19 protein-coding genes, 3 tRNA genes and 3 pseudogenes are annotated in these 26,496 nt (G+C 58.5%); 22 read left to right on the forward strand and 3 right to left on the reverse strand.

From position 1 onward, the window contains the following. Positions 1-66: 66 nt before the first annotated feature. The 13 genes from tpiA (at position 67) to CES87_RS13940 (ending at position 11,006) form a co-directional block, all read left to right on the forward strand. Positions 67-822 carry a triose-phosphate isomerase gene (tpiA, locus tag CES87_RS13880; protein ID WP_128606551.1) on the forward strand — a complete coding sequence of 252 codons (756 nt, stop codon included), beginning with the start codon at positions 67-69 and terminating at the stop codon, positions 820-822. Between the two features lie 4 nt (positions 823-826). Next, positions 827-1,210, forward strand: coding sequence for a preprotein translocase subunit SecG (secG, locus tag CES87_RS13885; protein WP_017336473.1), 384 nt, complete (start codon positions 827-829; stop codon positions 1,208-1,210). A gap of 22 nt (positions 1,211-1,232) precedes the next feature. Further along, positions 1,233-1,318: transfer RNA gene (locus tag CES87_RS13890), tRNA-Leu, on the forward strand. Positions 1,319-1,415: 97 nt separating this feature from the next. Next, positions 1,416-1,492, forward strand: a tRNA-Met gene (locus tag CES87_RS13895). A 139-nt stretch (positions 1,493-1,631) separates the two neighbouring features. Beyond that, positions 1,632-2,090, forward strand: coding sequence for a ribosome maturation factor RimP (gene rimP, locus CES87_RS13900; RefSeq protein WP_128606552.1), 459 nt, complete (start codon positions 1,632-1,634; stop codon positions 2,088-2,090). A 47-nt stretch (positions 2,091-2,137) separates the two neighbouring features. Further along, positions 2,138-3,619: a transcription termination factor NusA gene (nusA, locus tag CES87_RS13905; protein WP_008057419.1), complete on the forward strand. Its 1,482-nt coding sequence runs from the start codon at positions 2,138-2,140 to the stop codon at positions 3,617-3,619. A 27-nt stretch (positions 3,620-3,646) separates the two neighbouring features. Further along, positions 3,647-6,160 carry a translation initiation factor IF-2 gene (gene infB / locus CES87_RS13910; RefSeq protein ID WP_128606553.1) on the forward strand — a complete coding sequence of 838 codons (2,514 nt, stop codon included), beginning with the start codon at positions 3,647-3,649 and terminating at the stop codon, positions 6,158-6,160. Between the two features lie 159 nt (positions 6,161-6,319). Beyond that, positions 6,320-6,721 carry a 30S ribosome-binding factor RbfA gene (rbfA, locus tag CES87_RS13915; protein WP_060541203.1) on the forward strand — a complete coding sequence of 134 codons (402 nt, stop codon included), beginning with the start codon at positions 6,320-6,322 and terminating at the stop codon, positions 6,719-6,721. Positions 6,722-6,724: 3 nt separating this feature from the next. Continuing rightward, positions 6,725-7,642: a tRNA pseudouridine(55) synthase TruB gene (gene truB, locus CES87_RS13920; protein WP_128606554.1), complete on the forward strand. Its 918-nt coding sequence runs from the start codon at positions 6,725-6,727 to the stop codon at positions 7,640-7,642. A 142-nt stretch (positions 7,643-7,784) separates the two neighbouring features. After that, positions 7,785-8,054, forward strand: coding sequence for a 30S ribosomal protein S15 (rpsO, locus tag CES87_RS13925; RefSeq protein ID WP_003197723.1), 270 nt, complete (start codon positions 7,785-7,787; stop codon positions 8,052-8,054). A gap of 195 nt (positions 8,055-8,249) precedes the next feature. Beyond that, on the forward strand, positions 8,250-10,355 hold the full coding sequence (gene pnp / locus CES87_RS13930; protein ID WP_128606555.1) for a polyribonucleotide nucleotidyltransferase: 2,106 nt from the start codon (positions 8,250-8,252) through the stop codon (positions 10,353-10,355). A 138-nt stretch (positions 10,356-10,493) separates the two neighbouring features. Beyond that, positions 10,494-10,566, forward strand: a tRNA-Thr gene (locus CES87_RS13935). Positions 10,567-10,703: 137 nt separating this feature from the next. Then, on the forward strand, positions 10,704-11,006 hold the full coding sequence (locus CES87_RS13940; protein ID WP_128606556.1) for a DUF6388 family protein: 303 nt from the start codon (positions 10,704-10,706) through the stop codon (positions 11,004-11,006). 108 nt (positions 11,007-11,114) lie between these two features. Here CES87_RS13940 and nadC read toward each other — a convergent pair whose 3' ends face one another. Beyond that, a complete protein-coding gene (gene nadC, locus CES87_RS13945; protein WP_128606557.1) occupies positions 11,115-11,963 on the reverse strand; it encodes a carboxylating nicotinate-nucleotide diphosphorylase in 849 nt (282 codons plus the stop codon). 258 nt (positions 11,964-12,221) lie between these two features. Between nadC and ampD the strand changes: the two genes are divergently transcribed. From ampD to CES87_RS13970, 5 genes and pseudogenes are all read left to right on the forward strand, one after another. Further along, entirely contained in the window at positions 12,222-12,797 is a 576-nt protein-coding gene (ampD, locus tag CES87_RS13950; RefSeq protein ID WP_128606558.1) for a 1,6-anhydro-N-acetylmuramyl-L-alanine amidase AmpD, read from the forward strand. Beyond that, the gene (ampE, locus tag CES87_RS13955) at positions 12,794-13,630 is read left to right on the forward strand and encodes a regulatory signaling modulator protein AmpE (RefSeq protein WP_128606559.1); all 837 of its coding nucleotides are present in this window, start codon (positions 12,794-12,796) and stop codon (positions 13,628-13,630) included. The genes ampD and ampE overlap by 4 nt, the downstream gene beginning before the upstream one ends. A 183-nt stretch (positions 13,631-13,813) precedes the next feature. Beyond that, a pseudogene (locus CES87_RS13960) lies at positions 13,814-15,843 on the forward strand (methyl-accepting chemotaxis protein). Between the two features lie 203 nt (positions 15,844-16,046). Continuing rightward, positions 16,047-16,436, forward strand: a complete 390-nt coding sequence (locus CES87_RS13965; protein ID WP_128606560.1) for a hypothetical protein — start codon at positions 16,047-16,049, stop codon at positions 16,434-16,436. A 177-nt stretch (positions 16,437-16,613) separates the two neighbouring features. Further along, on the forward strand, positions 16,614-16,880 hold the full coding sequence (locus CES87_RS13970; protein ID WP_128606561.1) for a hypothetical protein: 267 nt from the start codon (positions 16,614-16,616) through the stop codon (positions 16,878-16,880). 229 nt (positions 16,881-17,109) lie between these two features. Here CES87_RS13970 and CES87_RS13975 read toward each other — a convergent pair whose 3' ends face one another. Next, entirely contained in the window at positions 17,110-17,928 is an 819-nt protein-coding gene (locus tag CES87_RS13975) for a TatD family hydrolase (RefSeq protein ID WP_128606562.1), read from the reverse strand. Positions 17,929-17,931: 3 nt separating this feature from the next. After that, positions 17,932-18,927, reverse strand: coding sequence for a catabolite repressor/activator (gene cra, locus CES87_RS13980; protein ID WP_128606563.1), 996 nt, complete (start codon positions 18,925-18,927; stop codon positions 17,932-17,934). 292 nt (positions 18,928-19,219) lie between these two features. Here cra and ptsP point away from each other — a divergent pair, with 292 nt between their 5' ends. The 4 genes and pseudogenes from ptsP to CES87_RS14000 all read left to right on the forward strand — a co-directional run bounded on the left by ptsP (position 19,220) and on the right by CES87_RS14000 (position 26,439). After that, positions 19,220-22,081: a phosphoenolpyruvate--protein phosphotransferase gene (gene ptsP / locus CES87_RS13985; protein ID WP_128606564.1), complete on the forward strand. Its 2,862-nt coding sequence runs from the start codon at positions 19,220-19,222 to the stop codon at positions 22,079-22,081. Beyond that, complete coding sequence (pfkB, locus tag CES87_RS13990; RefSeq protein WP_128606565.1) at positions 22,081-23,022, forward strand: 1-phosphofructokinase; 942 nt, start codon at positions 22,081-22,083, stop codon at positions 23,020-23,022. The genes ptsP and pfkB overlap by 1 nt, the downstream gene beginning before the upstream one ends. A gap of 11 nt (positions 23,023-23,033) precedes the next feature. Next, positions 23,034-24,772 (forward strand): annotated as a pseudogene (locus CES87_RS13995) (PTS fructose-like transporter subunit IIB). Between the two features lie 126 nt (positions 24,773-24,898). Beyond that, a pseudogene (locus tag CES87_RS14000) lies at positions 24,899-26,439 on the forward strand (alkaline phosphatase). Positions 26,440-26,496: the final 57 nt, after the last annotated feature.

Here is a 26,496-nt window from a genome sequence, read left to right on the forward strand (position 1 = left end):
TTTTGGCTTGCCAGCCATGATTGTGTTGGGTAACATCTGCGCCCACTTTGACCGACGAGGTACAGCATGCGTCGCCCTATGGTAGCTGGTAACTGGAAGATGCACGGTACCCGCGCCAGCGTCGCTGAGCTGATAAATGGCCTTGGTCAATTGGCCTTGTCGAGCGATGTTGATGTAGCGGTATTCCCGTCTTGCCTGCATATCAATCAAGTGATTGATGGCTTGAAAGGAAAGTCGATTTCGGTCGGCGCGCAGAACTCTGCGGTGGAATCCATGCAAGGCGCATTGACCGGTGAGATTGCTCCGAGTCAGTTGGTGGATGCAGGTTGTTCCCTGGTCCTTGTTGGGCACTCCGAGCGCCGCTTGATACTGGGCGAGCAAGACGGAATGCTGAATCGCAAGTTTGCAGCGGCACAGGCATGTGGCTTGATTCCGGTGTTGTGTGTAGGGGAAACCCTTGAGCAGCGCGAAGCGGGGAAAACTCTTGAGGTTGTCTCGCGTCAGTTGGGCAGCATCATTGACGAGTTTGGTGTCGGTGCGTTTGCAAAGGCGGTAATCGCTTACGAGCCGGTCTGGGCCATTGGTACCGGGCTGACTGCTTCGCCGCAACAGGCGCAGGATGTGCATGCAGCCATCCGCGCTCAGTTGGCGGCAGAGAATTCTGAAGTCGCGCAAGGTGTGCGGCTTCTATACGGCGGCAGCGTGAAGGCGGCCAATGCGGTCGAACTGTTCGGCATGCCGGATATCGATGGGGGCCTCATTGGCGGGGCTTCCCTGAATGCAGATGAGTTCGGTGCGATTTGTCGCGCCGCGGGAAACTGAAAAAATGCTGGAAACAGTCGTAGTCGTTTTTCATCTGCTGGGTGCATTGGGCGTAGTGGCTCTGGTATTGCTGCAGCAGGGTAAAGGTGCGGATGCTGGTGCGTCTTTCGGAGCAGGTGCTTCAAATACTGTGTTCGGAAGCCAAGGTTCCTCTACCTTTCTTAGTAAGTTTACTGCTATACTTGCCGCAGGTTTTTTCATAACCAGCTTGGGGTTAGGTTACTTTGCTAAAGAGAAGGCTCACCAGCTGACTCAAGTAGGTCTCCCAAATCCAGCGGTGCTGGAAGTTCCAAAGCAACAACCGGCTTCTGACGATGTTCCGGTGCTTCAAGAGCAAAAGTCGGCTACTCCAGCGACTGACGTGCCTCCAGCTCAAGAGCAAAAGTAAGAAGGGTTTCAAACGTAGTATTGCCGAGGTGGTGGAATTGGTAGACACGCAACCTTGAGGTGGTTGTGCCCATAGGGTGTAGGGGTTCGAGTCCCCTTCTCGGTACCAATTAGTCAGGAGAGCCCGCTGTTGCGGGCTTTCTTGCAGGTGGAAGGTTACATTGACCCTGTTAGGGATCGGTCGTATACTTCCGCCCCAGCTTTGTCGCGGGGTGGAGCAGTCTGGTAGCTCGTCGGGCTCATAACCCGAAGGTCGTCGGTTCAAATCCGGCCCCCGCAACCAGTTTAAGGAGCCCCTTTTAAGGGGCTTTTTGTTAGCTGGATACTTTCAACGCCGCTGTTCGACGGCGTTTCAAGGATGGGCGTTTAGCCCATTTTTTTTATTTTGCAAAGCATGCACATACATGCACTAGGGGGTTCAGGTGTCGAGCAAGCTAGAAGAGTTGCAGGCCTTGCTGGCCCCGGTGGTCGTGGCCCTAGGCTATGAATGCTGGGGTATTGAGTTTTCGGCTCAAGGTCGTCACTCAATGTTGCGCGTTTATATCGATAAAGAGGGCGGCGTGCTGGTGGACGATTGTGCCATCGTCAGCCGTCAGATCAGCGGTGTTTTGGATGTTGAAGATCCAATCTCCGTTGAATACACCCTTGAAGTTTCCTCGCCTGGCATGGAACGCCCACTGTTCACTCTTGAGCAGTTTGCCAAATTTGCCGGTGAACAAGTGAAGATCAAGCTGCGCTCGCCTTTTGAAGGACGGCGCAACTTTCAGGGCCTTCTGCGCGGTGTAGAAGAGCAGGATGTCGTGGTGCACGTAGATGACCATGAATTCCTGTTGCCGATCGATATGATCGACAAGGCCAACATAATTCCCAGTTTTGACTGAGACGCGGATCCCGCGGATCCAATGGCTTGCGAAAGGCGAGGCGTACGATGAGCAAAGAAGTACTGCTGGTTGTTGAGTCGGTATCCAATGAAAAAGGCGTACCGGCAAACGTAATTTTTGAAGCGTTGGAACTGGCTCTGGCCACTGCTACCAAAAAGCGTTTCGAGGACGAAGTTGATCTGCGTGTGGAAATCAATCGCCACACCGGCGCTTACGAGACCTTCCGTCGCTGGACGGTCGTCGAAGAAGCAGACCTGGACGATCCGGCCATCGAAACCTGGCCGAGCAAGGTTGCCGAAACGCATCCTGGTGCCAAGGTCGGAGACGTCGTCGAAGAGAAGATCGAGTCCATCGAGTTCGGTCGTATCGCTGCACAGACTGCCAAGCAAGTCATTGTGCAAAAGGTTCGCGAAGCCGAGCGCGCTCAGGTTGTTGACGCTTATCGCGAGCGCCTGGGTGAAATAATCTCCGGCACCGTGAAGAAAGTGACCCGCGACAATGTGATCGTTGATCTGGGTAACAACGCCGAAGCGTTGCTGGCTCGTGAAGACATCATTTCTCGCGAAACCTTCAGGGTTGGCGTACGCCTGCGTGCACTGCTCAAGGAAATCCGCACCGAGAACCGCGGCCCGCAGCTGATCCTGTCGCGTACTGCGCCGGAAATGCTGATCGAGTTGTTCCGCATCGAAGTGCCGGAAATCGCTGAAGGCCTGATCGAAGTAATGGCTGCGTCCCGTGATCCGGGTTCGCGTGCCAAGATCGCCGTCCGCTCCAAGGACAAACGCATCGACCCGCAGGGTGCTTGCATCGGTATGCGCGGTTCGCGTGTCCAGGCAGTGTCGGGCGAGTTGGGCGGTGAGCGTGTGGACATCGTCCTGTGGGACGACAACCCGGCTCAATTCGTAATCAACGCCATGTCCCCGGCTGAGGTTGCGGCAATTATCGTTGACGAAGATGCCCATGCCATGGACATCGCCGTTGGCGCAGACAATCTGGCTCAGGCCATCGGTCGCGGTGGTCAGAACGTGCGTCTGGCTAGCCAATTGACTGGCTGGACCCTGAACGTGATGACCGAATCAGACATCCAGGCTAAACAGCAAGCAGAAACCGGCGACATCCTGCGCAACTTCATCGACGAGCTGGAAGTCGACGAAGATCTGGCACAGGTACTGGTTGATGAAGGCTTTACCAGCCTGGAAGAGATTGCCTACGTACCGTTGGAAGAAATGCTCAACATCGATGGCTTTGACGAAGACACCGTCAACGAGCTTCGCGCTCGTGCCAAGGATCGTTTGTTGACCAAAGCCATCGCTACTGAGGAAAAGCTGGCAGACGCCCATCCGGCCGAAGACCTGCTCTCGCTTGAGGGTATGGACAAGGATTTGGCGATGGAACTGGCGGTGCGCGGCGTAATTACCCGCGAAGACCTGGCCGAGCAGTCTATTGACGACCTGCTCGACATCGACGGCATTGACGATGATCGTGCCGGCAAGTTGATCATGGCCGCCCGAGCCCACTGGTTCGAGTAATTAGGCGCGGCCTGAGGAGAGAAATGCATGACGCAAGTCACGGTGAAACAACTGGCCGATGAGGTCAAAACACCGGTAGAGCGCCTGTTGCAGCAGATGCGTGAGGCAGGTCTGCCGCACACCGCCGCCGAAGAAAGTGTGACTGACAGTGAGAAGCAATCCTTGCTGACTCACTTGAAAAGCAGTCACAAGGCGAAAGTGGAAGAACCACGCAAGATCACGCTGCAGCGTAAAACCACCAGCACCCTGCGTGTTGCTGGCAGCAAAAGCATCAGCGTTGAAGTACGCAAGAAGAAAGTCTTCGTACAGCGCAGCCCGGAAGAAATCGAAGCCGAGCGCAAGCGTGAACTGGATGAACGTCGCGCAGTAGAAAGTGCTGCACGTCAGAAGGCTGAAGAAGAAGCCAAGCGCCGCGCCGAAGAAGAAGCGCGTCGCCAGCCAGTTGCTGCGCCGACCGCTCCAGCCGCACCTGCTGCGGTGGCCGAGCCTGTACGCGAAAGCGCACCGGTTGTGGCTGTCGCTCCGGCTCCTGCGGCCGATACTCGCAAGCGCGACGAACAGCGTCGTCCGGACAAGCCACGTGCCGACGATAACAGTCGTCGCGGTGGTGGCGATGGCGAGCGCAAAAACGCTCCGCATCGTGCTTCGGTCAAGGAAAAAGCGCCTGCTCCACGCGTTGCCCCACGTACTACCGACGAAGAAAGCGATGGCTTCCGTCGTGGTGGTCGCGGCAAGGCCAAGCTGAAGAAACGCAATGCTCACGGTTTCCAGAGCCCAACCGGCCCTGTCGTGCGCGAAGTGAAGATCGGCGAGACCATCACTGTGGGCGATCTGGCCCAGCAGATGTCGGTCAAGGCTGCTGAAATCATCAAGTTCATGTTCAAACTGGGTACTCCAGCCACCATCAACCAGGTACTCGATCAGGAAACTGCTCAACTGGTTGCCGAAGAGCTGGGCCACAAAGTGACCCTGGTCAGCGACACCGCCCTGGAAGATTCCCTGGCCGAGTCCCTGAAGTTTGAAGGCGAGGCAGTTTCCCGTGCGCCAGTCGTGACCGTAATGGGCCACGTTGACCACGGTAAGACTTCCCTGCTCGACTACATCCGTCGTGCGAAGGTAGCTGCTGGCGAAGCCGGCGGCATTACTCAGCACATCGGCGCATACCACGTTGAAACCGACCGTGGCATGGTGACGTTCCTCGATACCCCTGGTCACGCCGCGTTTACCGCAATGCGTGCCCGTGGTGCCAAGGCAACCGACATCGTGATCCTGGTGGTTGCAGCGGACGACGGCGTGATGCCGCAGACCATCGAAGCTGTTCAACACGCTAAGGCCGCGGGTGTTCCGCTGGTCGTGGCGGTGAACAAGATCGACAAGCCGGGCGCTGATCTCGATCGCATCCGCAGCGAATTGTCGGTGCACGGCGTGACGTCGGAAGAGTGGGGTGGTGACACTCCATTCGTACCGGTCTCGGCGAAGATGGGTACCGGTGTCGACGAATTGCTCGAAGCTGTTCTGCTGCAAGCCGAAGTTCTGGAACTGACGGCTACGCCTTCGGCTCCTGGCCGCGGCGTCGTGGTTGAATCGCGTCTGGACAAGGGCCGTGGTCCAGTGGCTACCGTTCTGGTTCAAGACGGTACTCTGCGACAGGGCGACATGGTCCTGGTCGGTTCGAACTATGGCCGTGTTCGTGCCATGCTCGACGAGAACGGCAAGCCAATCAAGGAAGCCGGTCCTGCCATCCCTGTCGAGATCCTCGGCCTGGACGGTACTCCGGACGCTGGCGACGAGATGAGCGTTGTGGCTGACGAGAAGAAAGCCCGTGAAGTGGCTCTGTTCCGTCAAGGCAAGTTCCGCGAAGTCAAACTGGCTCGTGCTCACGCAGGCAAGCTGGAAAACATCTTCGAAAACATGGGTCAGGAAGAGAAGAAGACGCTCAACATCGTCCTCAAATCCGACGTCCGTGGTTCGTTGGAAGCGTTGAACGGTGCCTTGAACGGCCTGGGTAACGACGAAGTGCAAGTGCGTGTGGTCGGTGGCGGTGTCGGTGGTATCACCGAATCCGATGCCAACCTGGCACTGGCCTCCAACGCTGTACTGTTCGGCTTCAACGTGCGTGCCGATGCCGGCGCTCGCAAGATCGTCGAGCAGGAAGGTCTGGATATGCGTTACTACAACGTGATCTACGACATCATCGAAGACGTCAAGAAAGCCCTGACCGGTATGCTTGGCAGCGACGTTCGCGAGAACATCCTCGGTGTGGCCGAAGTACGTGATGTATTCCGTTCGCCGAAGTTTGGTGCGATCGCCGGTTGCATGGTTATCGAAGGTAATGTTCATCGCAACCGTCCGATTCGTGTACTGCGTGAAGACATCGTTATCTTCGAAGGCGAGCTGGAATCCCTGCGTCGCTTCAAGGATGACGCTTCCGAAGTACGTGCCGGCATGGAATGCGGTATCGGCGTGAAGAGCTACAACGACGTCAAAGTCGGTGACAAGATCGAAGTCTTCGAGAAGGTTCAGGTTGCTCGCAGCCTCTAACTCGCGCACTTCAAGGGCCACGATGGGCCGTTGCATGCAAATGCGCGGCACAGCGTCAGGACTCTAAACGCAACGCCCGGTCTGGCTTTTGTCAGGCCGGGCGTTTGCCGCTTTCAGACCCTTCGGGTTTCACCGTGGGGCAGTAACAGGTAACAAGACATGGCAAAAGAATACAGCCGTACCCAACGTATCGGCGATCAGATGCAGCGTGAGCTGGCACAGCTGATCCGTCGTGAAGTCAAAGACCCGCGCGTCGGCCTGGTCACCATTACCGCTGTTGAAGTCAGTCGTGACGTCGGTCACGCCAAGATATTCATCACCGTGATGGGGCAGGACAGCAGCGAAGAAATTGCACAAAGCATCAAGGTGCTCAACTCCGCCGCTGGCTTCCTGCGCATGCAGTTGGCTCGCGAGATGAAGCTGCGCAGCGTTCCACAGTTGCACTTCCACTACGACGAAAGCGTCGTGCGTGGTGCGCATCTGTCGGCCTTGATCGAACGCGCAGTGGCTGAAGACAATCAGCATCCGGTTGCGGCAGAAGCCGAAGACACCAAGGAGTAATCGGTGGCTCAGGTCAAACGTATCCGTCGTAACGTCAGCGGCATCATTTTGCTCGACAAGCCGCTGGGGTTCACCTCCAACGCGGCCCTGCAGAAGGTCCGCTGGTTGCTAAACGCCGAGAAGGCCGGACACACCGGCAGTCTCGATCCGCTGGCTACCGGCGTGTTGCCGTTATGCTTCGGTGAAGCCACCAAGTTCTCGCAATACCTGCTCGATTCCGACAAGGGTTACGAAACCCTGGCGCAACTGGGCAAAACCACAACCACGGCGGATGCCGAGGGTGAAGTTTTGCAGGAGCGCCCGGTGACCGTTGGTCGCGCCGATATTGAGGCCGCGCTGCCGAAATTTCGCGGACAAATCAGTCAGATACCGCCGATGTACTCGGCCCTCAAGCGTGATGGTCAGCCGCTGTACAAGCTGGCCCGTGCTGGCGAAGTAGTGGAGCGCGAACCGCGTTCTGTTACTATTGCGCGCTTGGAATTGCTGGCCTTCGAAGGTGATACTGCGCGACTTGCAGTGGATTGCAGCAAAGGCACCTATATCCGCACCTTGGTGGAGGATATTGGTGAACAACTCGGTTGTGGCGCTTACGTTGCAGAACTGCGACGTACCCAGGCCGGACCTTTCACGCTGGCCCAGACGGTTACCCTGGAAGAGCTGGAAGCGGTACATGCCGAAGGCGGCAACGAAGCGGTTGATCGCTTCCTGATGCCATCGGACAGCGGTTTGCTGGACTGGCCACTGCTGCAGTTCTCGGAAGCGAGCGCGTTCTACTGGCTCAACGGCCAGCCGGTACGCGCCCCGGATGCACCGAAGTTCGGCATGGTACGGGTACAGGATCACAATGGTCGCTTCATCGGTATCGGTGAAGTGAGCGAAGACGGGCGTATCGCGCCACGTCGCTTGATTCGGTCAGAATGACCGAAACCAGTCTGTGTAACAGCAGGCTGGCGAGGGTGGCTGTTAACAGGCACGGTCACTACTCATTTTTAGATACAGGGATTTGTCCCTGGCCTGTTGAAGCTGTTTTTCTGAAACAGTTTCCTGATAAAAGGATTGCCTCATGGCTCTCGACGTTCAAGAAAAAGCTCAAATCGTAGCTGACTACCAGCAAGCTGTTGGTGACACTGGTTCGCCAGAAGTGCAAGTTGCACTGCTGACCCACAACATCAACAAACTGCAAGGTCACTTCAAGGCCAACGGTAAAGATCACCACTCCCGTCGTGGTCTGATCCGCATGGTTAACCAGCGTCGTAAGCTGCTGGACTACCTGAAAGGCAAGGACGTGAGCCGTTACAGCGCTCTGATCGCTCGCCTGGGTCTGCGTCGCTAATAAGCGATTGCGCTAGAGGTTGGTTGTCTGTCGTGCGTCAGCGGGTTTCCCGCTGGCACATGGCAGGCTCCCAGCCTCAAGTTTTATCTGGATATACGTTTTACCCTGGACAGGCGTTGGGCCGATACCCGGCATTGCCCAAGAATTTCGCAAGAAACCCGTTTCCCAAAGAGCCACAAAAGAAGGTAGGACACCGTGAACCCGGTAATCAAAAAATTCCAGTTCGGTCAGTCGACCGTTACCCTCGAGACTGGCCGTATCGCCCGTCAGGCCTCCGGCGCAGTATTGGTCACCGTTGACGACGACGTCAGCGTATTGGTGACCGTAGTCGGTGCCAAACAAGCCGATCCAGGCAAGGGCTTCTTCCCTCTGTCTGTTCACTACCAGGAAAAGACTTACGCTGCCGGTAAGATCCCTGGCGGTTTCTTCAAGCGTGAAGGCCGTCCTTCCGAGAAAGAAACCCTGACTTCCCGACTGATCGACCGTCCGATCCGTCCGCTGTTCCCAGAAGGCTTCATGAACGAAGTGCAGGTTGTCTGCACAGTCGTTTCCACCAGCAAGAAGACCGATCCGGACATCGCTGCGATGATCGGTACCTCGGCTGCTCTGGCCATCTCGGGCATTCCTTTCGATGGTCCGATCGGCGCTGCCCGCGTTGCTTTCCACGAAAGCACCGGTTACCTGCTGAACCCGACTTACGAGCAACTGGCTGCTTCGAGCCTGGACATGGTCGTTGCCGGTACTTCGGAAGCCGTTCTGATGGTTGAATCGGAAGCCAAAGAGCTGACTGAAGACCAGATGCTGGGCGCCGTACTGTTCGCCCACGACGAATTCCAGGTTGTTATCCAGGCCGTCAAAGAACTGGCCGCAGAAGCTGCCAAGCCAACCTGGACCTGGGCTGCCGCGCCAGAAGCCACCGCATTGCTGGGCGCTATCCGTGCCGAATTCGGCGAAGCGATCTCCCAGGCCTACACCATCACCATCAAGGCCGACCGTTATGCTCGCCTGGGTGAGCTGAAGGATCAGGTCGTTGCCAAGCTGTCCGGCGAAGAAGGTCAACCTTCCTCCAGCGAAGTTAAAGCTGCTTTCGGTGAAATCGAATACCGCACCGTTCGCGAAAACATCGTAAACGGCAAGCCGCGTATCGACGGTCGCGATACTCGTACCGTTCGTCCGCTGAACATCGAAGTCGGCGTTCTGCCGAAGACTCACGGTTCGGCGCTGTTCACCCGTGGTGAAACTCAGGCTCTGGTAGTCGCGACTCTGGGCACCGCCCGTGACGCACAGCTGCTGGACACTCTGGAAGGCGAGAAAAAAGACCCGTTCATGCTGCACTACAACTTTCCGCCGTTCTCGGTGGGCGAGTGTGGTCGCATGGGTGGCGCAGGTCGTCGCGAAATCGGTCACGGCCGTCTGGCCCGTCGTTCGGTTCAGGCCATGCTGCCAGCCGCTGACGTGTTCCCGTACACCATTCGGGTTGTATCGGAAATCACCGAGTCCAACGGTTCCAGCTCCATGGCTTCTGTCTGCGGTGCTTCCCTGGCGCTGATGGACGCTGGTGTGCCGATGAAGGCGCCGGTTGCCGGTATCGCCATGGGCCTGGTTAAGGAAGGCGAGAAGTTCGCCGTTCTGACCGACATCCTGGGCGACGAAGACCACCTGGGCGACATGGACTTCAAAGTAGCCGGTACCGCCAAAGGTGTGACCGCGCTGCAGATGGACATCAAGATCAAGGGCATCACCGAAGAGATCATGGAAATCGCCCTGGGCCAAGCCCTGGAAGCGCGCCTGAACATCCTTGGCCAGATGAACCAGATCATTGGCCAGTCGCGTACCGAGCTGTCGGCAAACGCACCGACCATGATCGCGATGAAAATCGACACCGACAAAATCCGTGATGTCATCGGTAAAGGCGGCGCGACCATTCGTGCGATCTGTGAAGAGACCAAGGCTTCGATCGACATCGAAGACGACGGTTCGATCAAGATCTTCGGCGAAACCAAGGAAGCGGCTGAAGCTGCACGTCAGCGCGTTCTGGGTATCACCGCCGAGGCCGAGATCGGCAAGATCTACGTCGGTAAGGTTGAGCGCATCGTCGACTTCGGCGCATTCGTCAACATCCTGCCTGGTAAGGATGGTCTGGTTCACATCTCCATGTTGAGCGACGCTCGCGTTGAGAAAGTGACTGACATTCTGAAAGAAGGTCAGGAAGTGGAAGTACTGGTACTGGACGTGGACAATCGCGGCCGTATCAAGCTGTCCATCAAAGACGTAGCAGCAGCCAAGGCTTCGGGCGTTTAATCAGCCCTCAAGCCTGACCGCTTCAACGTTATAGAAATGCCCCGCAGTTAAAGCTGCGGGGTATTTTTTTGCCTGCAAAAAAAAGAGACGAGTCATGAAGTTGCCTGACCCCATAGTCAGTGCTAGGTTTAGCCCACTGCCCGTGTAGCTCAGTTGGTAGAGCAGCGCACTCGTAACGCGAAGGTCGCAGGTTCGATTCCTGTCTCGGGCACAAGCGACCCGTTGTTTTCAGATGATCCCGAATGGTTCTGAAGGCCAGAAAAGCCGGGCTTCAATCGGTTTTTTTGCGTCAGAGAGATCCTTGATGATCCAGATCCATCTTCCATTCCCCAGATCAAAGAGAACGCCATGACCGTAAAATTGACCCAAGAAGCCAGACACGAAGAAGCACTCAAGAAGTACGCGCTGGACGCGCACGAATTGCTGGAAGAGATCAAGGACTTGCCAGCCGATGATCAGAAAGACCAGATCCAGTGGGCGTTCGAGGATGAAGCCGAAGCCCAGGGCTTGCAGCCGTGGGAGCTTACGCTCAAGTACACCTCGAGCCCGGAAGAGTACGAAACCGAGCGCCTGAAGCTGCACAAGGAAGCGGCAGAGGTGTTGGGCGTCGAATGGGAAGAGTACTGCGAGATGAATAACCTGGTGGTATGACAAAAGCGCAGGCTGGAGCGCTTTTGTAGGAGCATGGCTTGCCAGCGATTGCGTCCTCGAGATCGCAATCGCGGGCAAGCCTCGCTCCTACACGCTTGCTTGGCTTTATCAGAGACTGAGACGCATCGACAAATCTACAGCCTTCACATCTTTGGTCATTGCACCAATCGAGATGTAATCCACGCCGGTTGCGGCGATCGGCAGCAAAGTGCTTTCGTTGATCCCGCCGCTAGCTTCCAGTTTTGCCTTGCCGCCATTCAGGCGCACGGCTTCGCGCATGTCTTCCAGACTCAGTTCATCAAGCATAATGATGTCGGCGCCGGCTGCCAGGGCTTCTTTGAGCTCGACCAGGCTTTCCACTTCGATCTCCACCGGTTTGCCCGGTGCGATTTTGTGTGCGGCAGCGATGGCCTGTGCGATACCTCCGCAAGCGGCGATATGGTTTTCCTTGATCAGGAAGGCGTCATACAGGCCGATGCGGTGGTTGTGGCAACCGCCACAGGTCACGGCGTACTTTTGCGCCAGGCGCAGCCCCGGCAAGGTCTTGCGGGTGTCGAGCAGCTTGACCTGAGTCTGGGCCACGAAGTCCGCCAGGTACTGCGCGCGAGTGGCTACGCCGGACAACATTTGCAGGAAATTGAGCGCGCTACGTTCACCGGTCAGCAGCGATCGAGCCGGGCCTTCGAGGTGGAATAGCACTTGATTGGGTTTGACCCGCTCGCCATCGGCAACCTGCCAGTGCACCGCAACCCGCGGGTCCAGTTGCCGAAACACGGTATCCACCCAGGCAGTACCGCTGATGACGGCGGCGTCGCGGGTAATGATGGTGGCTTTGGCCAAGCGTTCGGCCGGGATCAATTGCGCGGTGATATCGCCGCTGCCGACATCTTCGAGCAACGCACGGCGCACGTTGGCTTCGATTTCGGCGGTCAAATCGGCGAGACGTAGATTCGGCATAACGAGCTCCACAAACAAAGTGGCCCGATTATAGGGCCATGGCGCGAGGCAACCCAAGGCATCCGCGTTCTTCCGGTCGCTCAGGGCCTGTATTTGGTCGATTTCCGCCAGGGGCCGGGCACCCGGGAAACCCCGCTGATGTTCGAAGTCAGTCGGTGATCGGCAATCTGCGACGCCTCAATCGCGGCAAGTGATCGCGTCCAGAGGGGCTATCGCGGCATACTGAGCACCAACACAGTCGTCGTTGAAGGAATCGGTATGCAGTTGGACTCCGCGAGCGGTTGGTGTCAGGACGTGCGTTTGTGCCCCTCGCCCAACTTCAATGCGCGCCCCACGGGCGAAATTTCCCTGCTGGTGATCCACAACATCAGCCTGCCGCCGGCGCAATTCGCCACCGGCAAGGTGCAGGAGTTTTTCCAGAATTGTCTGGATGTCACGGAGCACCCTTACTTTAAGGGGATTGCCGAGCTGCGGGTGTCTGCGCATTTTCTGATCGAACGTGATGGTGCCGTCACCCAGTTTGTCTCTTGTCTCGAGCGCGCCTGGCACGCTGGGGTTTCAAGTTTCGAGGGACGGGAAACCTGTAACGATTTTTCCGTGGGCATCGAGCTGGAGGGCACGGATGATCTGCCGTTCACCGATGCTCAGTACGACGCGTTGATCGCCCTGACCCGGCAGCTGCAAAGCGCGTTCACGGCCATCACTCCCCAGCGCATCTGCGGGCATAGCGACATCGCGCCCGGGCGCAAGACCGATCCGGGGCCGGCCTTTGACTGGGCACGCTACCGTGCAGCCCTGGCGAAATCCGCTCTGGAAAAAGAGGAACAACAATGAGTTTTCTGGTGTTGCTGTTGGCGGTATGGATCGAGAAGTTCTCGGCCCTGCGCCACCAGATTCAGCGAGATGGCGGTTGGGTGCGCGAGTTGCACAAACTTGAATCCGGTGCGCGACTGGCGAAAAGTCCATGGCTGGTTTTGGTCGTGCTGGTGTTGTTGCCGGTCGCGCTGTTGGGTTTGCTTTTACTGGTGCTGAATCCGGTGGCCTACGGTCTGTTGGCGTTGCCGGCGCACCTGCTGGTGGTGATTTACAGCCTGGGACGGGGCGATCTGCTGGGTGGTCTCGGTCCGTTTCGCGATGCCTGGCGCCGGGAAGATTTGCAAGCGGCGGCGCATGTAGCCAAGCGTGACCTCGATATCTGTGCCGACAGCGGCGAGCAATTGCTGGAACGGGTCGAAGGGCATTTGTTGTGGGAGGCTTATCAGAGCTTTTTCGCGGTGATTTTCTGGTACTTTCTGTTGGGTCCAGTCGCCGCCCTGAGCTACCGACTGCTGGCCCTGGCTGAGGAGCACGGGCAAAACCCGGCGCTGGTCGAGCGTGCCGGGCAATTGCGCCATGCGTTCGATTGGATACCGGTGCGCTTGCTGGCGGCGAGTTTTGCCTTGGTCGGCAACTTTGTCGCGGTCAGCCGGGTGATGTTGCACGAGCTGCTGAACTGGAACATCAGCGCCGCCCAATTGATCGAGAAGGCGGGACTTGTGGCTGCCGAAATCCCGGCACCGTTGGTCGGTCCAGAGGGCATCAACAACCTCGACCGGATCTGGGAGTTGCTGCTGCGGGCGGCAGTGCTCTGGTATGCAGGGTTTGCGTTGTGGACTGTGTTGCCCTGATACGTAGATCACGATCAAAAGAACGTCCGAACGCGACCCGAGCCTTCGGACATTCTTTTGTCGTTAACCTTAAGTTACAAAACCCTCCCCTGATTTGAGATATACAGGGATAGCGCCCAATGGTGGCTATCTGCTGTCGAGCTGCGCCTGCCAATAAAAATAAGAATCAAAGGGAGACTTCCAGTGAAGAGCTTGCTCTATCCCGCCGTCGCGCTGATGAACCGCTTGAGCTTTGGCATGAAGTTCAGCCTGATCAGCGTGCTGTTTCTGGTACCGATGCTGGTGACCAACTTCTACCTGGTACGTGATTCCTATCGCGAATTTCAGGCTACTCGGGTCGAACTGCAAAGCCTCGACCTGTTGGGCAGCAGCCTGAAGCTGCGACGCGACCTGGAGACTTTGAATAACCTGGTGCAGATCAATGTCGTCCTCGGTCAGTCCGGCAAGGCCGGCAATGCCGAGTCGCAAATCAGCACCCTGGAGCAAAGTGTGCTGGCGCACCTGCAAGGGCTGACGGCGATGACCACCGATCCGGAACAGATCGTGGTGTTCGATGGCAAACGCGATGAAATGATCGCCGCGTTCAAGGCTCAACAAACGGAAAAATCCCTGCAAAGCAAAAGTGCCTTGATCGGCAAATTGGTGGGCAGCGCGCAGATTTTCAGTCAGATCATTGCCAGTCAGGCCGGTTTGAGCCGCGATAATCAGAGCGACATGCGTCAGCTCAGTGAACTCATCACCAGCGTTACACCAGCGGTTACCCAGCTCTTGGGCGACGGCCGGGCGATGGGCTCTTACTCGTTGGGACAGGGTTTTCTCAATTCATCGTCGAGCACCCGTTTCGATGAGCTGTTGGCGCAGATCGAAAAGCTCCAGGCCGAATATGGTCTGAAGTTGCAGGACGCGTTGGCTTCCAGCAAAGCCGCGCGGGAAACCCTGGCCGCCCAGGCCGATAGCAGCAAGGCGTCGCTGAAAAAGGCCAGTGAGCTGTTTGAAGAGCAAGTGGTGATGGCCGACACGCTGGATGCGCCGTGGCAAGGCTTTTACGATCAGGTCACGGGCCTTATGGATCAGACCTACCAACTCAACGAGGCCACCCTGACGTTTCTCGGCAATCAGTTGCAGCAGCGCCTGGAGCAGAACCGCACCCACATGATCTTGCAGGCGGTGGCGTTGTCGGTAGTGTTTGTATTGATTTTTTACCTCTACGGCGGTTTCTACGCCTCGACCCGCACTACGCTTAAACGCCTTGGCGGGGTGATGGACAAAGTGGCGGCCGGCGACATGACGGTGACCTTCAGCGCCAACAGCCGCGATGAGTTGGGCGAGTTGGGCGAGGTGTTCAACGGCACCGTGAAAAAATCCATGATCTGATCGAACGTGTTGGGCAGACCGTCAGCGAGGTCGAGCGCCAGGCCGGGCAAGTGGAGAGCGTCTCCGCGCAAAGCAACCAGGCCGTGGCTGGGCAACGTACGCAGATCGAGCAAGTCGCCACGGCAATGAACCAGATGTCTGCAACGTCCCTGGAAGTCGCGCGCAGTGCCGCCGCAGCGGTCAGCAGTGCCCACAGTGTCAACGACGAAACCATCAGCGGTCGCGGGCTGGTGCAATCCCAGCAAGGCAGCATCGCCGCGCTGGCCAGCGAGATCGATCAATCGGTGCTGGTGATCAATCAACTGGCCAGTGACAGCCAGTCCATCAGCCGCGTGCTGGAAGTGATCAAGAGTATTGCGGAACAGACCAACCTGTTGGCGCTGAACGCCGCGATCGAAGCGGCGCGGGCCGGGGAGCAGGGGCGTGGTTTTGCGGTGGTGGCGGATGAGGTCCGAACCCTGGCAAAGCGTACCCAGCAGTCGACCGAGGAAATCGAGCAGATGATCGCCAAGCTCCACGGTGGTGTCGGCGCCGCGGTGAAGGCGATGGGCGTCAGCCACGAGATGGCGAGCGGCACAGTAGGGCAGTCGGAAAAGGTCCAACTGGCACTGGAAAATATCCTCGGCGCGGTGGGCTCGATTGTCGATCAGAACCAGCAGATTGCTGCGGCCGTGGAGCAGCAGACTGCCGTGGCCCACGACATCGACCAGAACATCGTCGAGATCAACCGCGCCGGTGAGCGCACCGCCGAAGGTGCGCATCAGACTGAGAATGCCAGTCGGGCGTTGTCGGCACAGGTGGTGGAGTTGAAACAGTTGATCAGTGCGTTTCGGGTTTAACGCCGCGACGTGGATCAAATGTGGGAGCGGCGGTGCGACGCCGCTCCCACATTTGATCTATTTCCCACAGAAGATATCGCTGAATTTCCTGTAGTATTTTTCCCCAATCTTGGTGGGCATCCTATTGTTTTTCCCCAGGTTTTGGTTTTTAGTCTTCAATGAAGGAAGATCCACGTTACTAACCACATGGAAGAGTCCCGGTTATGTCTGTTGCAACGCTTGGAATCCAGGGGCACTGCGCCCATTGCCAGTGCACGCTGTTACTCAAACCCTGGCAGCTCAATGCCATTGCCATCAATGAGCCTTTCACCTGCTCCCACTGCCAGAAAAGCTTGCAGCTGAACGACCCGAAACAGATCAAACGCTTCAAGTCCCTCGACTCGTTGGCCATGTTGAAGGCGAGTCTGTTGGTCATGGTGTGCACCGCGTTAATGGTGGCGCTGGTGTTGGAGTGGATGGCATTGCTCAGTGTCGTTGAGCAGTTGAATGTTTCGCTGGTGGCGATTTTCGTCTACTTCATCGCCCTGCGATTTGCCCGGCAGCGTCAGCACATGACGCTGATTCTTGAGGCCGCCAAGTCTTACGCCGACTGACAACCAGATTTTGAACTGCGGTGGATCTTCGTTCCACCCCGGCAGGTTCCAATGCCCCTTCTCAATAGTCCTTAGTGAACCGTTCGTCAGGACTGTCATTTTTTATAGGTTTAAAAGGATGAGCAGCCGAGCTTTAATAACTTGAGAGGTAATCATGAAATAAAACTGGAGTCAGAGATGAAAACTACAGAAGAGAATTTGTCGAGTTCTGAATCCTTGGAAGATGTATCTATTGTCAATTCGCTATCAGATGAGCAGTTTAAGGAGATGTCAGAAGGCAAAGCGATAAAGAAAGGGACACTGGAGATGTTCTGGCAAAGTGTTATTTTTGGTTATGTACACTATGAATACCACTGGACTCTTGAGGGGGGCTGTTTATTTGTAAAACTACCGGATATAGCATTCAGAATAAGTATGGTGGTATGGGGAATAAGTCGAACTTGAACTTTAAAATTAGCGCACTTCAATCTTGGGACAACGACTCGCCGGATAATCTGCGTTCAGATGGCATAAGGCACCCATATTACGTTGGCGGGATGGTGAATGCGAATAAAAGTGCGAGAATTTCTGCTACGTTCACGTTTGACATAAGTAGGTTGCCAGATCCAAAAGTTTCGGCATCTACAGTTGTACATTACTAGGCGCCTTATCCCTAGGTAAACGAAGTGGTACTTCAAACTTTGTTCTGTGGCACTTGTATGCAGATATCCGCGAATGACCAGTTGAACAATTCACAAGCGTTAGTAGTGCTAGCATCAGCCAGTCGTTCGGGGCTGACCGCCATGATCCCGGCCAGCGCTTCGCAGATTGCCGGCAAGTGCGCTGGACTGTTGCGTTGACCGGCAAACATGGCGGGCGCCATGTCCGGCGAGTCGGTTTCCAGTACCACCGATTCCAGTGGCAACTCGGCCAGCACGCGATGCATGCGCAGTGCCTGAGGCCAGGTTGCGGCGCCGCCCAGGCCCAATTTGAAACCGAGCTTGATATATTCCCGGGCTTCTTCGTGGCTGCCGGCGAAGGCGTGGATGATGCCGGCACGCTTCAGGCGAAAGCGTTTAAGCGTGGCGATCACCGCCGCATGGCTGCGCCGCACATGGATCAGCGACGGTAAATTGAAATCAGCTGCCAGTTGCAGTTGTGCATCGAACAACGCTTGTTGGCGGTCACGGTCGAGGGTTTCGATGAAGTAGTCCAGGCCGATTTCGCCCACCGCGCACAGTTGTCGATGACCGGCCAGGCGCGCCAGCCATTCACCGAGTTCCGTCAGATGTGCAGGGCGATGATCGTCCAGGTACACCGGGTGCAAACCGAGTGCGGCATGCAGGTCGGGATCGCTTTGCACCAGATCCCAGACCCGCTGCCAATTGCCCTGATAAACCCCCAGCACCACCATTCGCCGCACGCCGAGGGTGCGGCTTTCGGCCATCAGTGCCTGACGATCGGCGTCGAAGTCCGGGAAATCCAGATGGGTGTGGGTGTCGATCAGCTCCACGATTCAGTCCTGGCGGATACGCTGCTTGAAGGTGCGCGCGATGGCCTGCACGCCGGGTTGGTAGTCGGACTGCTCAATGGCCGCCAGAGCCAGTGCCAGCGCTCTATCGGCAATCAGTTGGTGCTGCTGGGCCATTGCATTGACCGGCAGCGGCAGGAAGTCCAGCAACTGCGTGTCGCCGAACGTGCCGAGGCGCAATGGTCGGGTTTTTAGCGGGAAATCATGCAAGGCATCGAACACGCCCTGGAGTAGCACGTAGGACGTAGTTACCAACGCTTCGGGCAGATGCCCTACACGCTGGAGTAATTCTTCCATCAACTGTTTGCCGCATTCCCGACTGAACGATTCGCCGTGTTCAATCAGCACCTCACCCTTGTACCCGGACAACGCCTCTTTGAAACCGGCGGCCCGTTCCTGGCTGATGCTCAGTTCCGGGCGGGCGCCGATCAAGGCGATCTGTTTGGGCAGCGGGTCGAGCAGGCTGCGGGTCAGTTGCAGGCTGGCTTCGCGGTCGTCGCTGATTACCGAGCAGAAATGTTCCGGCTCCATAACCCTGTCGATGGCAATGACAGGAATGCCTTTGGCCTGCAACTGGCGATAGCTGTCGTCGCCGGTCGGCAGACAACTGGCGACGATCAGCGCGTCACAACGCCTGGCGCGGAACAGTTTCAGCAACTGCCGTTCGCTGTCCGGCGCATCGTCGGAACTGGCGATCAACAACTGATAGCCGCGAGCCCGTGCGCCTTGTTCCAGCAGTTTGGCGATTCGCGCGTAACTGGGGTTTTCCAGATCCGGCAGAATGAAACCCAGGGTGCGGGTGTGGCGACTGCGCAGCCCGGCGGCCTGGGGATTGGGCGTGAAGCCGTGTTGATCGACCACCGCGCGCACGCGCTCGACGGTAGCGCTGCTGATGCGTTGCTGTTCGGCCTTGCCATTGATGACATAGCTGGCGGTGGTAACGGACACACCGGCCAACTGGGCGATATCACTGAGTTTCAACCCGTTAATTCCTTGTTTTTTTAAGCATGCCCGACATTGTCGCTAATCCTACCCGATTCAGGCAGTCGACCATTGTCGCGACGCATCCGACAATTGGACTTCAAGAGTGAGAGATTATCGAGTAACGTGCCAATCACTCTAGATTAAACGTTTCAGCAGGCGTATTTTCTACGTTATTCGTACCTTTGGTCGGTTCTGCCGCGATACCGCCAAACACTGTCATGAGACAGGTGCCTAAGCTGAATCATTCAAAACAATACCTGGCGCCAACAGGCGCCAAAAAGGAGAAAGTATGCTCGAGCTCACTGTAGAGCAGATATCCATGGGCCAATCGGCTGTGGATAAGTCCGCAGCGTTGCAGTTGCTGGCCCGGCATCTGGTTGCCGATAAGCTTGTCGCCGAGGGTTACCTCGCCGGTTTGCAGGCGCGCGAAGCCCAGGGCTCGACCTTTCTCGGTCAAGGTATTGCCATTCCCCACGGAACGCCGGAGACACGCGATCAGGTGTTCACCACCGGCGTGCGCCTGATGCAGTTCCCCGAAGGCGTGGATTGGGGCGACGGACAGATCGTCTACCTGGCGATCGGTATCGCCGCCAAATCCGATGAACACCTGCGCCTGCTGCAATTGCTGACCCGTGCCCTCGGCGAAACCGATCTGGGCCAGGCCCTGCGTCGCGCCAGTTCCGCCCAAGCCCTGCTTAAACTGCTGCAAGGCGCGCCGCAAGAGCTGGCGCTGGATGCGCAGATGATCGGCTTGGGCGTTGCCGCCGAAGATTTCGAAGAGCTGGTTTGGCGTGGGGCGCGTCTGTTGCGCCAGGCCGACTGCGTCAGCAATGGTTTTTCCGCGGTGTTGCAGCAGGTCGAAGCGTTGCCGCTGGGCGATGGCCTGTGGTGGTTGCACAGTGAACAAACGGTAAAACGTCCGGGACTGGCGTTCGTCACCCCCGACAAGCCGCTGCGTTACCTCGGTCAGCCGCTGAGCGGGCTGTTCTGTCTGGCCAGCCTTGGCGAGGCCCACCAAGCCTTGCTCGAACGCCTTTGCGCACTGCTGATCGAAGGTCGCGGCCATGAACTGGGCCGCGCCACCAGTTGCCGCGCAGTGCTTGAAGTACTTGGCGGTGAACTGCCGGTGGATTGGCCGAGCGCCCGCATCGCGCTGGCCAACGCCCACGGTTTGCATGCGCGTCCGGCGAAGATCCTCGCGCAACTGGCGAAAAGCTTTGAAGGCGAGATTCGTATCCGCATCGTAGATAGTCAGGACAGCGCGGTGTCGGTGAAAAGCTTGAGCAAGTTGCTCAGCCTCGGTGCCCGTCGCGGTCAGGTGCTGGAAATCATCTCCGAGCCGAGCATTGCCGCCGATGCGTTGCCCGCGTTGTTGGCAGCCATAGAAGAGGGCCTCGGCGAGGAGATCGAGCCGCTGCCAGCGGTGAGCCAACCCCGTGAAGAAGTTGTCGAGATAGCCCAAGTGCTGCTCGCTCCGGCGTCCGGCAGCCTTGTACAGGCCATTGCCGCCGCGCCCGGAATTGCTATCGGCCCGGCACATATTCAAGTGCTGCAAGTCATCGATTACCCGCTGCGCGGTGAGTCCGCTGCCATCGAGCGTGAACGTCTCAAGCAGGCGCTGGCGGATGTGCGGCGTGACATTGGCGGCTTGATCGAGCGCAGTAAGGCCAAGGCGATTCGCGAGATTTTCGTGACCCACCAGGAAATGCTCGACGACCCGGAGTTGACCGATGAAGTCGACACCCGCCTCAAGCAGGGCGAAAGCGCCGAAGCGGCGTGGATGTCGGTGATCGAAGCGGCAGCCCGACAACAGGAGTCGCTGCAGGACGCGCTGCTCGCCGAGCGCGCCGCTGATTTGCGTGATATCGGGCGTCGCGTGCTGGCGCAACTGTGCGGAATCGAAACGCCTGGCGAACCCGAGCAACCATACATTCTGGTGATGGACGAAGTCGGACCGTCCGACGTGGCCCGTCTTGATCCGGCCCGTGTCGCCGGCATTCTTACCGCCCGGGGTGGTGCCACCGCCCACAGCGCGATTGTTGCCCGAGCCCTCGGCATCCCGGCATTGGTCGGCGCCGGTGCGGCGGTGTTGCTGCTGGCGCCGGGTACGCCATTGTTACTCGATGGTCAGCGTGGTCGGTTGCACGTGGACGCCGACGCGACGACCTTGCAGCGCGCTATTGAAGAACGCGATACCCGCGAGCAACGGTTGAAAGCGGCCGCCGAACAACGCCATCAACCGGCACTGACCACTGACGGTCACGCGGTCGAAGTGTTTGCCAACATCGGTGAAAGCGCCGGCGTTACCAGCGCGGTAGAGAACGGTGCGGAAGGCATCGGTCTGCTGCGTACCGAATTGATTTTCATGGCCCACCCGCAAGCACCGGACGAGGCGACTCAGGAAGCCGAATATCGCCGCGTGCTCGATGGTCTGGCCGGGCGGCCGCTGGTGGTGCGTACCCTCGACGTCGGTGGCGATAAACCGCTGCCCTATTGGCCGATCGCCAAGGAAGAAAACCCGTTCCTCGGGGTGCGCGGCATTCGCCTGACCTTGCAACGGCCGCAGATCATGGAAGCGCAGTTGCGCGCCTTGCTGCGGGCCGCCGACAACCGTCCGCTGCGCATCATGTTTCCCATGGTCGGCAGTGTCGATGAATGGCGCCAGGCTCGGGACATGACCGAACGCCTGCGCCTGGAAATACCGGTCGCGGACCTGCAACTGGGGATCATGATCGAAGTGCCATCGGCGGCATTGCTGGCGCCGGTGTTGGCCAAAGAAGTCGATTTCTTTAGCGTTGGCACCAACGATCTGACGCAATACACCCTGGCCATCGATCGTGGTCATCCGACGCTTTCGGCCCAGGCCGATGGCTTGCACCCGGCGGTGCTGCAACTGATCGACATCACCGTGCGTGCGGCCCATGCTCATGGCAAATGGGTTGGCGTGTGCGGTGAGCTGGCGGCCGATCCACTGGCGGTGCCGGTGCTGGTCGGTCTCGGCGTGGATGAGCTGAGCGTGGGCGCACGCAGCATCGCCGAGGTCAAGGCGCGGATTCGCGAACTCAACCTGACCCAGACCCAAACCCTCGCCCAAGAGGCACTCGCCGTGGGTAGCGCCAATGAAGTGCGCGCATTAGTGGAGGCCCTGTAATGGCCAAGATATTAACCCTGACCCTCAACCCCGCGCTGGACCTCACCGTGCAGTTGCCACACCTGGAACCCGGTCAGGTCAACCGCAGCGACGCCATGCACACCCACGCCGCCGGTAAAGGGGTAAACGTGGCGCAAGTGCTGGCGGACCTCGGGCATCAAGTGACGGTCAGCGGTTTCCTCGGTGAAGACAACCTGCAAGCGTTCGAAACGCTGTTCGCCAAACGCGGGTTCACCGACGCGTTTATCCGCGTGCCCGGCGAGACACGCAGCAATATCAAACTGGCGGAAAGCGATGGCCGCATCACCGACCTCAACGGTCCGGGGCCACTGGTCAGTGCGGCGGCGCAGCAGGCATTGCTTGATCGGCTCGACCGGATTGCCCCGGCGCATGACGCTGCCGTCGTCGCCGGCAGCCTGCCGCAAGGCGTCAGTCCGCAGTGGTTGCAGGCGTTGATCCTGCGCTTGAAAAGCCTCGGTTTGAAGGTCGCCCTCGACACCAGTGGCGAGGCCTTGAAGGCAGCGCTCAAAGCCGCTCCATGGTTGATTAAGCCCAACACACAAGAGCTGGCCGAGGTGCTGGGTTGCGAGGTGGTTTCGGTCCTGGCCCAGGCTGAAGCGGCGAGCCGCTTGCACGCCCAAGGCATCGAGCATGTGGTGATTTCCCACGGCGCCGAGGGCGTGAACTGGTTCAGCGTCGGCTCGGCGTTGCACGCAACACCGCCCAAGGTAAGCGTCGCCAGTACGGTTGGCGCGGGTGACTCGTTACTGGCGGGCATGCTCCACGGTTTGCTCAGCGCCGATACGCCTGAGCAGACCTTGCGTACCGCCACGGCGATTGCCGCGATGGCGGTTACCCAGATCGGTTTCGGTATCGGCGATTCAGCGCAGTTGGCACAGCTCGAACAGGGCGTGCGCGTGCGTCCCCTGACAGAACAATAAGAGGGTTTGTCATGAAGTTAGCCATTGTTACTGCCTGCCCGAACGGCATGGTCACCAGTGTGCTGTGCGCACGCTTGCTTGATGCCGCGGCCCAGCGTCAGGGCTGGAGCACCAGCGTCGAAATCAGCGATGTGCTGCATCCCGAAAGACAATTGTCGGCGGTCACTATCGAAGCGGCCGAGTGGGTGTTGCTGGTGACAAGCGCACCGGTGGATATGTCGCGATTTGTTGGCAAGCGAGTCTTCCAGAGCACCCCGGCGCAAGCCCTGCAGGATGTGGAAGCGGTGCTGCGACGTGGCGCCGAAGAGGCTCGGACTTATCTTGCGCCTGAGGCCGCCGTCGAGCCTGTTGCCGTCGCCAAAAATGCCCCGCGTCTGGTCGCGATCACCGCGTGCCCGACCGGCGTCGCCCACACGTTCATGGCAGCCGAAGCCTTGCAGCAAGCGGCCAAGCGCCTGGGCTACGACCTGCAGGTGGAAACCCAAGGCTCAGTCGGCGCGCGTAATCCCCTCAGCGCACAAGCGATTGCCGATGCCGATGTGGTGCTGCTGGCGGCGGATATCGAAGTCGCCACCGAGCGTTTCGCCGGCAAGAAGATTTACCGCTGCGGCACCGGCATTGCCCTCAAGCAGGCAGAAGCGACGCTGAATAAAGCGCTGGCCGAAGGCAAGCAGGAAAGCGCCTCGACCGGTACCAAAGGGCCAGTCAAGCAAGAGAAGACCGGGGTCTACAAACATCTGCTGACCGGTGTGTCGTTCATGTTGCCGATGGTGGTGGCGGGCGGTCTGATGATCGCCTTGTCGTTCGTGTTCGGCATCACTGCGTTCAAGGAACCCGGCACGCTCGCGGCGGCGCTGATGCAGATCGGTGGCGACACGGCGTTCAAGCTGATGGTGCCATTGCTGGCGGGCTACATCGCCTACTCGATTGCCGATCGTCCGGGCCTGGCGCCAGGGATGATTGGCGGTCTGTTGGCAAGCACCCTGGGCGCCGGTTTTATCGGCGGGATCATTGCCGGTTTTATCGCCGGTTACGCGGCCCAGGCGATCAATCGTTATGCGCGGTTGCCGCAAAGCCTTGAGGCGCTGAAGCCGATCCTGATCATCCCGTTGCTGGCCAGTTTGTTCACCGGTCTGGTGATGATCTACGTGGTCGGCAAACCGGTGGCCGGGATGCTCGAAGGGCTCACGCATTTCCTCGACAGCATGGGCACCACCAACGCGATTCTGCTGGGTGTGCTGCTGGGCGGGATGATGTGCGTCGACCTCGGCGGGCCGATCAACAAGGCGGCGTATGCGTTCTCTGTCGGGCTGTTGGCGTCGCAGAGTTACGCACCGATGGCGGCGACCATGGCGGCGGGTATGGTGCCACCGATTGGCCTGGGGATTGCCACGTTCATCGCCCGGCGCAAGTTCGCCCAGACCGAACGCGAGGCCGGTAAAGCAGCGCTGGTACTGGGCTTGTGTTTTATCTCCGAGGGCGCGATTCCGTTTGCCGCCAAGGACCCGCTGCGGGTAATCCCGGCGAGCATCGCCGGCGGTGCTCTGACCGGTGCGTTGTCGATGTATTTTGGCTGCAAGTTGATGGCGCCCCACGGCGGGTTGTTCGTGATGATGATTCCGAATGCGATCAATCATACGCTGCCGTATTGCTGGCGATTGTGGCGGGGAGTTTACTGACAGCGGTGGTGTATGCGCTGGTCAAGCGGCCTGAGACGGTTGAGTTGGCGTTGGAACCAGCCGAGGCCTGACACCGATCCCCTGTAGGAGCGAGCTTGCTCGCGATGGTCGTGAACGATAACGCGTTGAACCAGATGCCCAGCGGTGCCTATGGATCTTTCGCGAGCATGCTCGCTCCTACAGAGGTCGAGAACACCATGAGCGAATTTGACCTCGGCCGCCGTCGAGTCATACAAGCTGTAGGCGCCGGGCTGTTGCTGCCGGGGCTGGCGCCAGCGGTGATCGCTTCGGTCAAGGATCGTCCACAGCTCACTGACGGCGTGCAATCGGGCGACTTGCTCGGCGACCGCGCAATCATCTGGAGCCGTTGCGATCGTCCGGCGCGGATGGTGGTGGAGTGGGATACCCGCAGTCTGTTTCCCAACCCCCGTCGATTCGTTTCGCCCCTGGCCGATGCCGGCACGGACTTCACCGCCCGGGTTGAGCTCACCGGGCTGCCCGCCGATCAGGCGATTTTCTATCGTGTGCAGTTTGAAGATGCCCAGACCGGCGTCGCCAGCGAGCCCTGGTTCGGCCATCTGCGCAGTGTGCCGCAGACCCGTCGCGACATCCGTTTCGTCTGGAGCGGCGATACCGCTGGTCAGGGCTTCGGCATCAATCCGGACATTGGCGGCATGCGCATCTACGAGGCCATGCGCCTGCGTCTGCCGGATTTTTTTATCCACAGCGGCGACACCATCTACGCCGACAACCCCGTGCCTGCGCAGCTTGTCACCGAGAGCGGCCGGGTGTGGCGCAACATCACCAGCGAGGCCAAAAGCAAAGTCGCCGAAACCCTCGATGAATTCCGTGGCAATTACCGCTACAACCTGATGGACGAAAACATCCGCCGCTTCAACGCCGAAGTGCCGCAGATCTGGCAGTGGGACGACCACGAGGTGGTGAACAATTGGTCGCCGGGCAAACAACTGGATGCGCGCTACAAGAGCAAAGATATCCACAGCCTGGTGGGTCGCGGGCGTCAGGCCTGGCTCGAATACGCACCGATGCGTTGGCAAATCGCCGATGGCGGCGGGCGGATTTATCGCCAGCTCGCCTACGGGCCAATGCTCGATGTATTCGTGCTCGATATGCGCAGTTATCGCGGTGCCAATGACGACAACCTGGGCGACGTCAAACCTTTCCTTGGACGCGAGCAACTGGACTGGCTGAAGGCTTCGCTGAAAGCCTCCAATGCCCAATGGAAAGTCATCGCCGCCGACATGTCGATTGGGCTCGAGGCACCGGATGGCGAGGTCAGCCCCGGTGTGAGGCGCTGGGAAGCGGTGGCCAATGGCGACCCCGGACCGGCCCAGGGGCGCGAATTGGAAATTGCCGAGTTGCTGGGCTTTTACGGGCGCAGCAAGTGCGCAATTTCGTGTTCCTGACGGCGGATGTGCATTACTGCGCGGCGCACCACTATCACCCGGACCGTGCCGCGTTTCAGGATTTCGAGCCGTTCTGGGAGTTTATCGCCGGCCCTCTGAATGCCGGCAGCTTCGGACCGGATACGCTGGATAAAACCTTTGGCCCTGAGATGGTGTTCCAGAAAGCACCGCCCGCGCAAAACACCTCACCGTTTGCCGGGTTTCAGTTTTTTGGCGAGGTGAATATCGACGGGCAAAGCGGGGAGTTGAGCGTGATATTGCGGGATCTGGATGGGGTAGCGGTGTTTGAGCAGAAGTTGCAGCCGGTTTAATGTCGCGCGTTGATGCTGATCGTTCCCACGCGGAGCGTGGGAATGATCAGGCGTGGG

The sequence above is a fragment of the Pseudomonas sp. ERMR1:02 genome (genome assembly GCF_002277815.1).
Taxonomy (GTDB): domain Bacteria; phylum Pseudomonadota; class Gammaproteobacteria; order Pseudomonadales; family Pseudomonadaceae; genus Aquipseudomonas.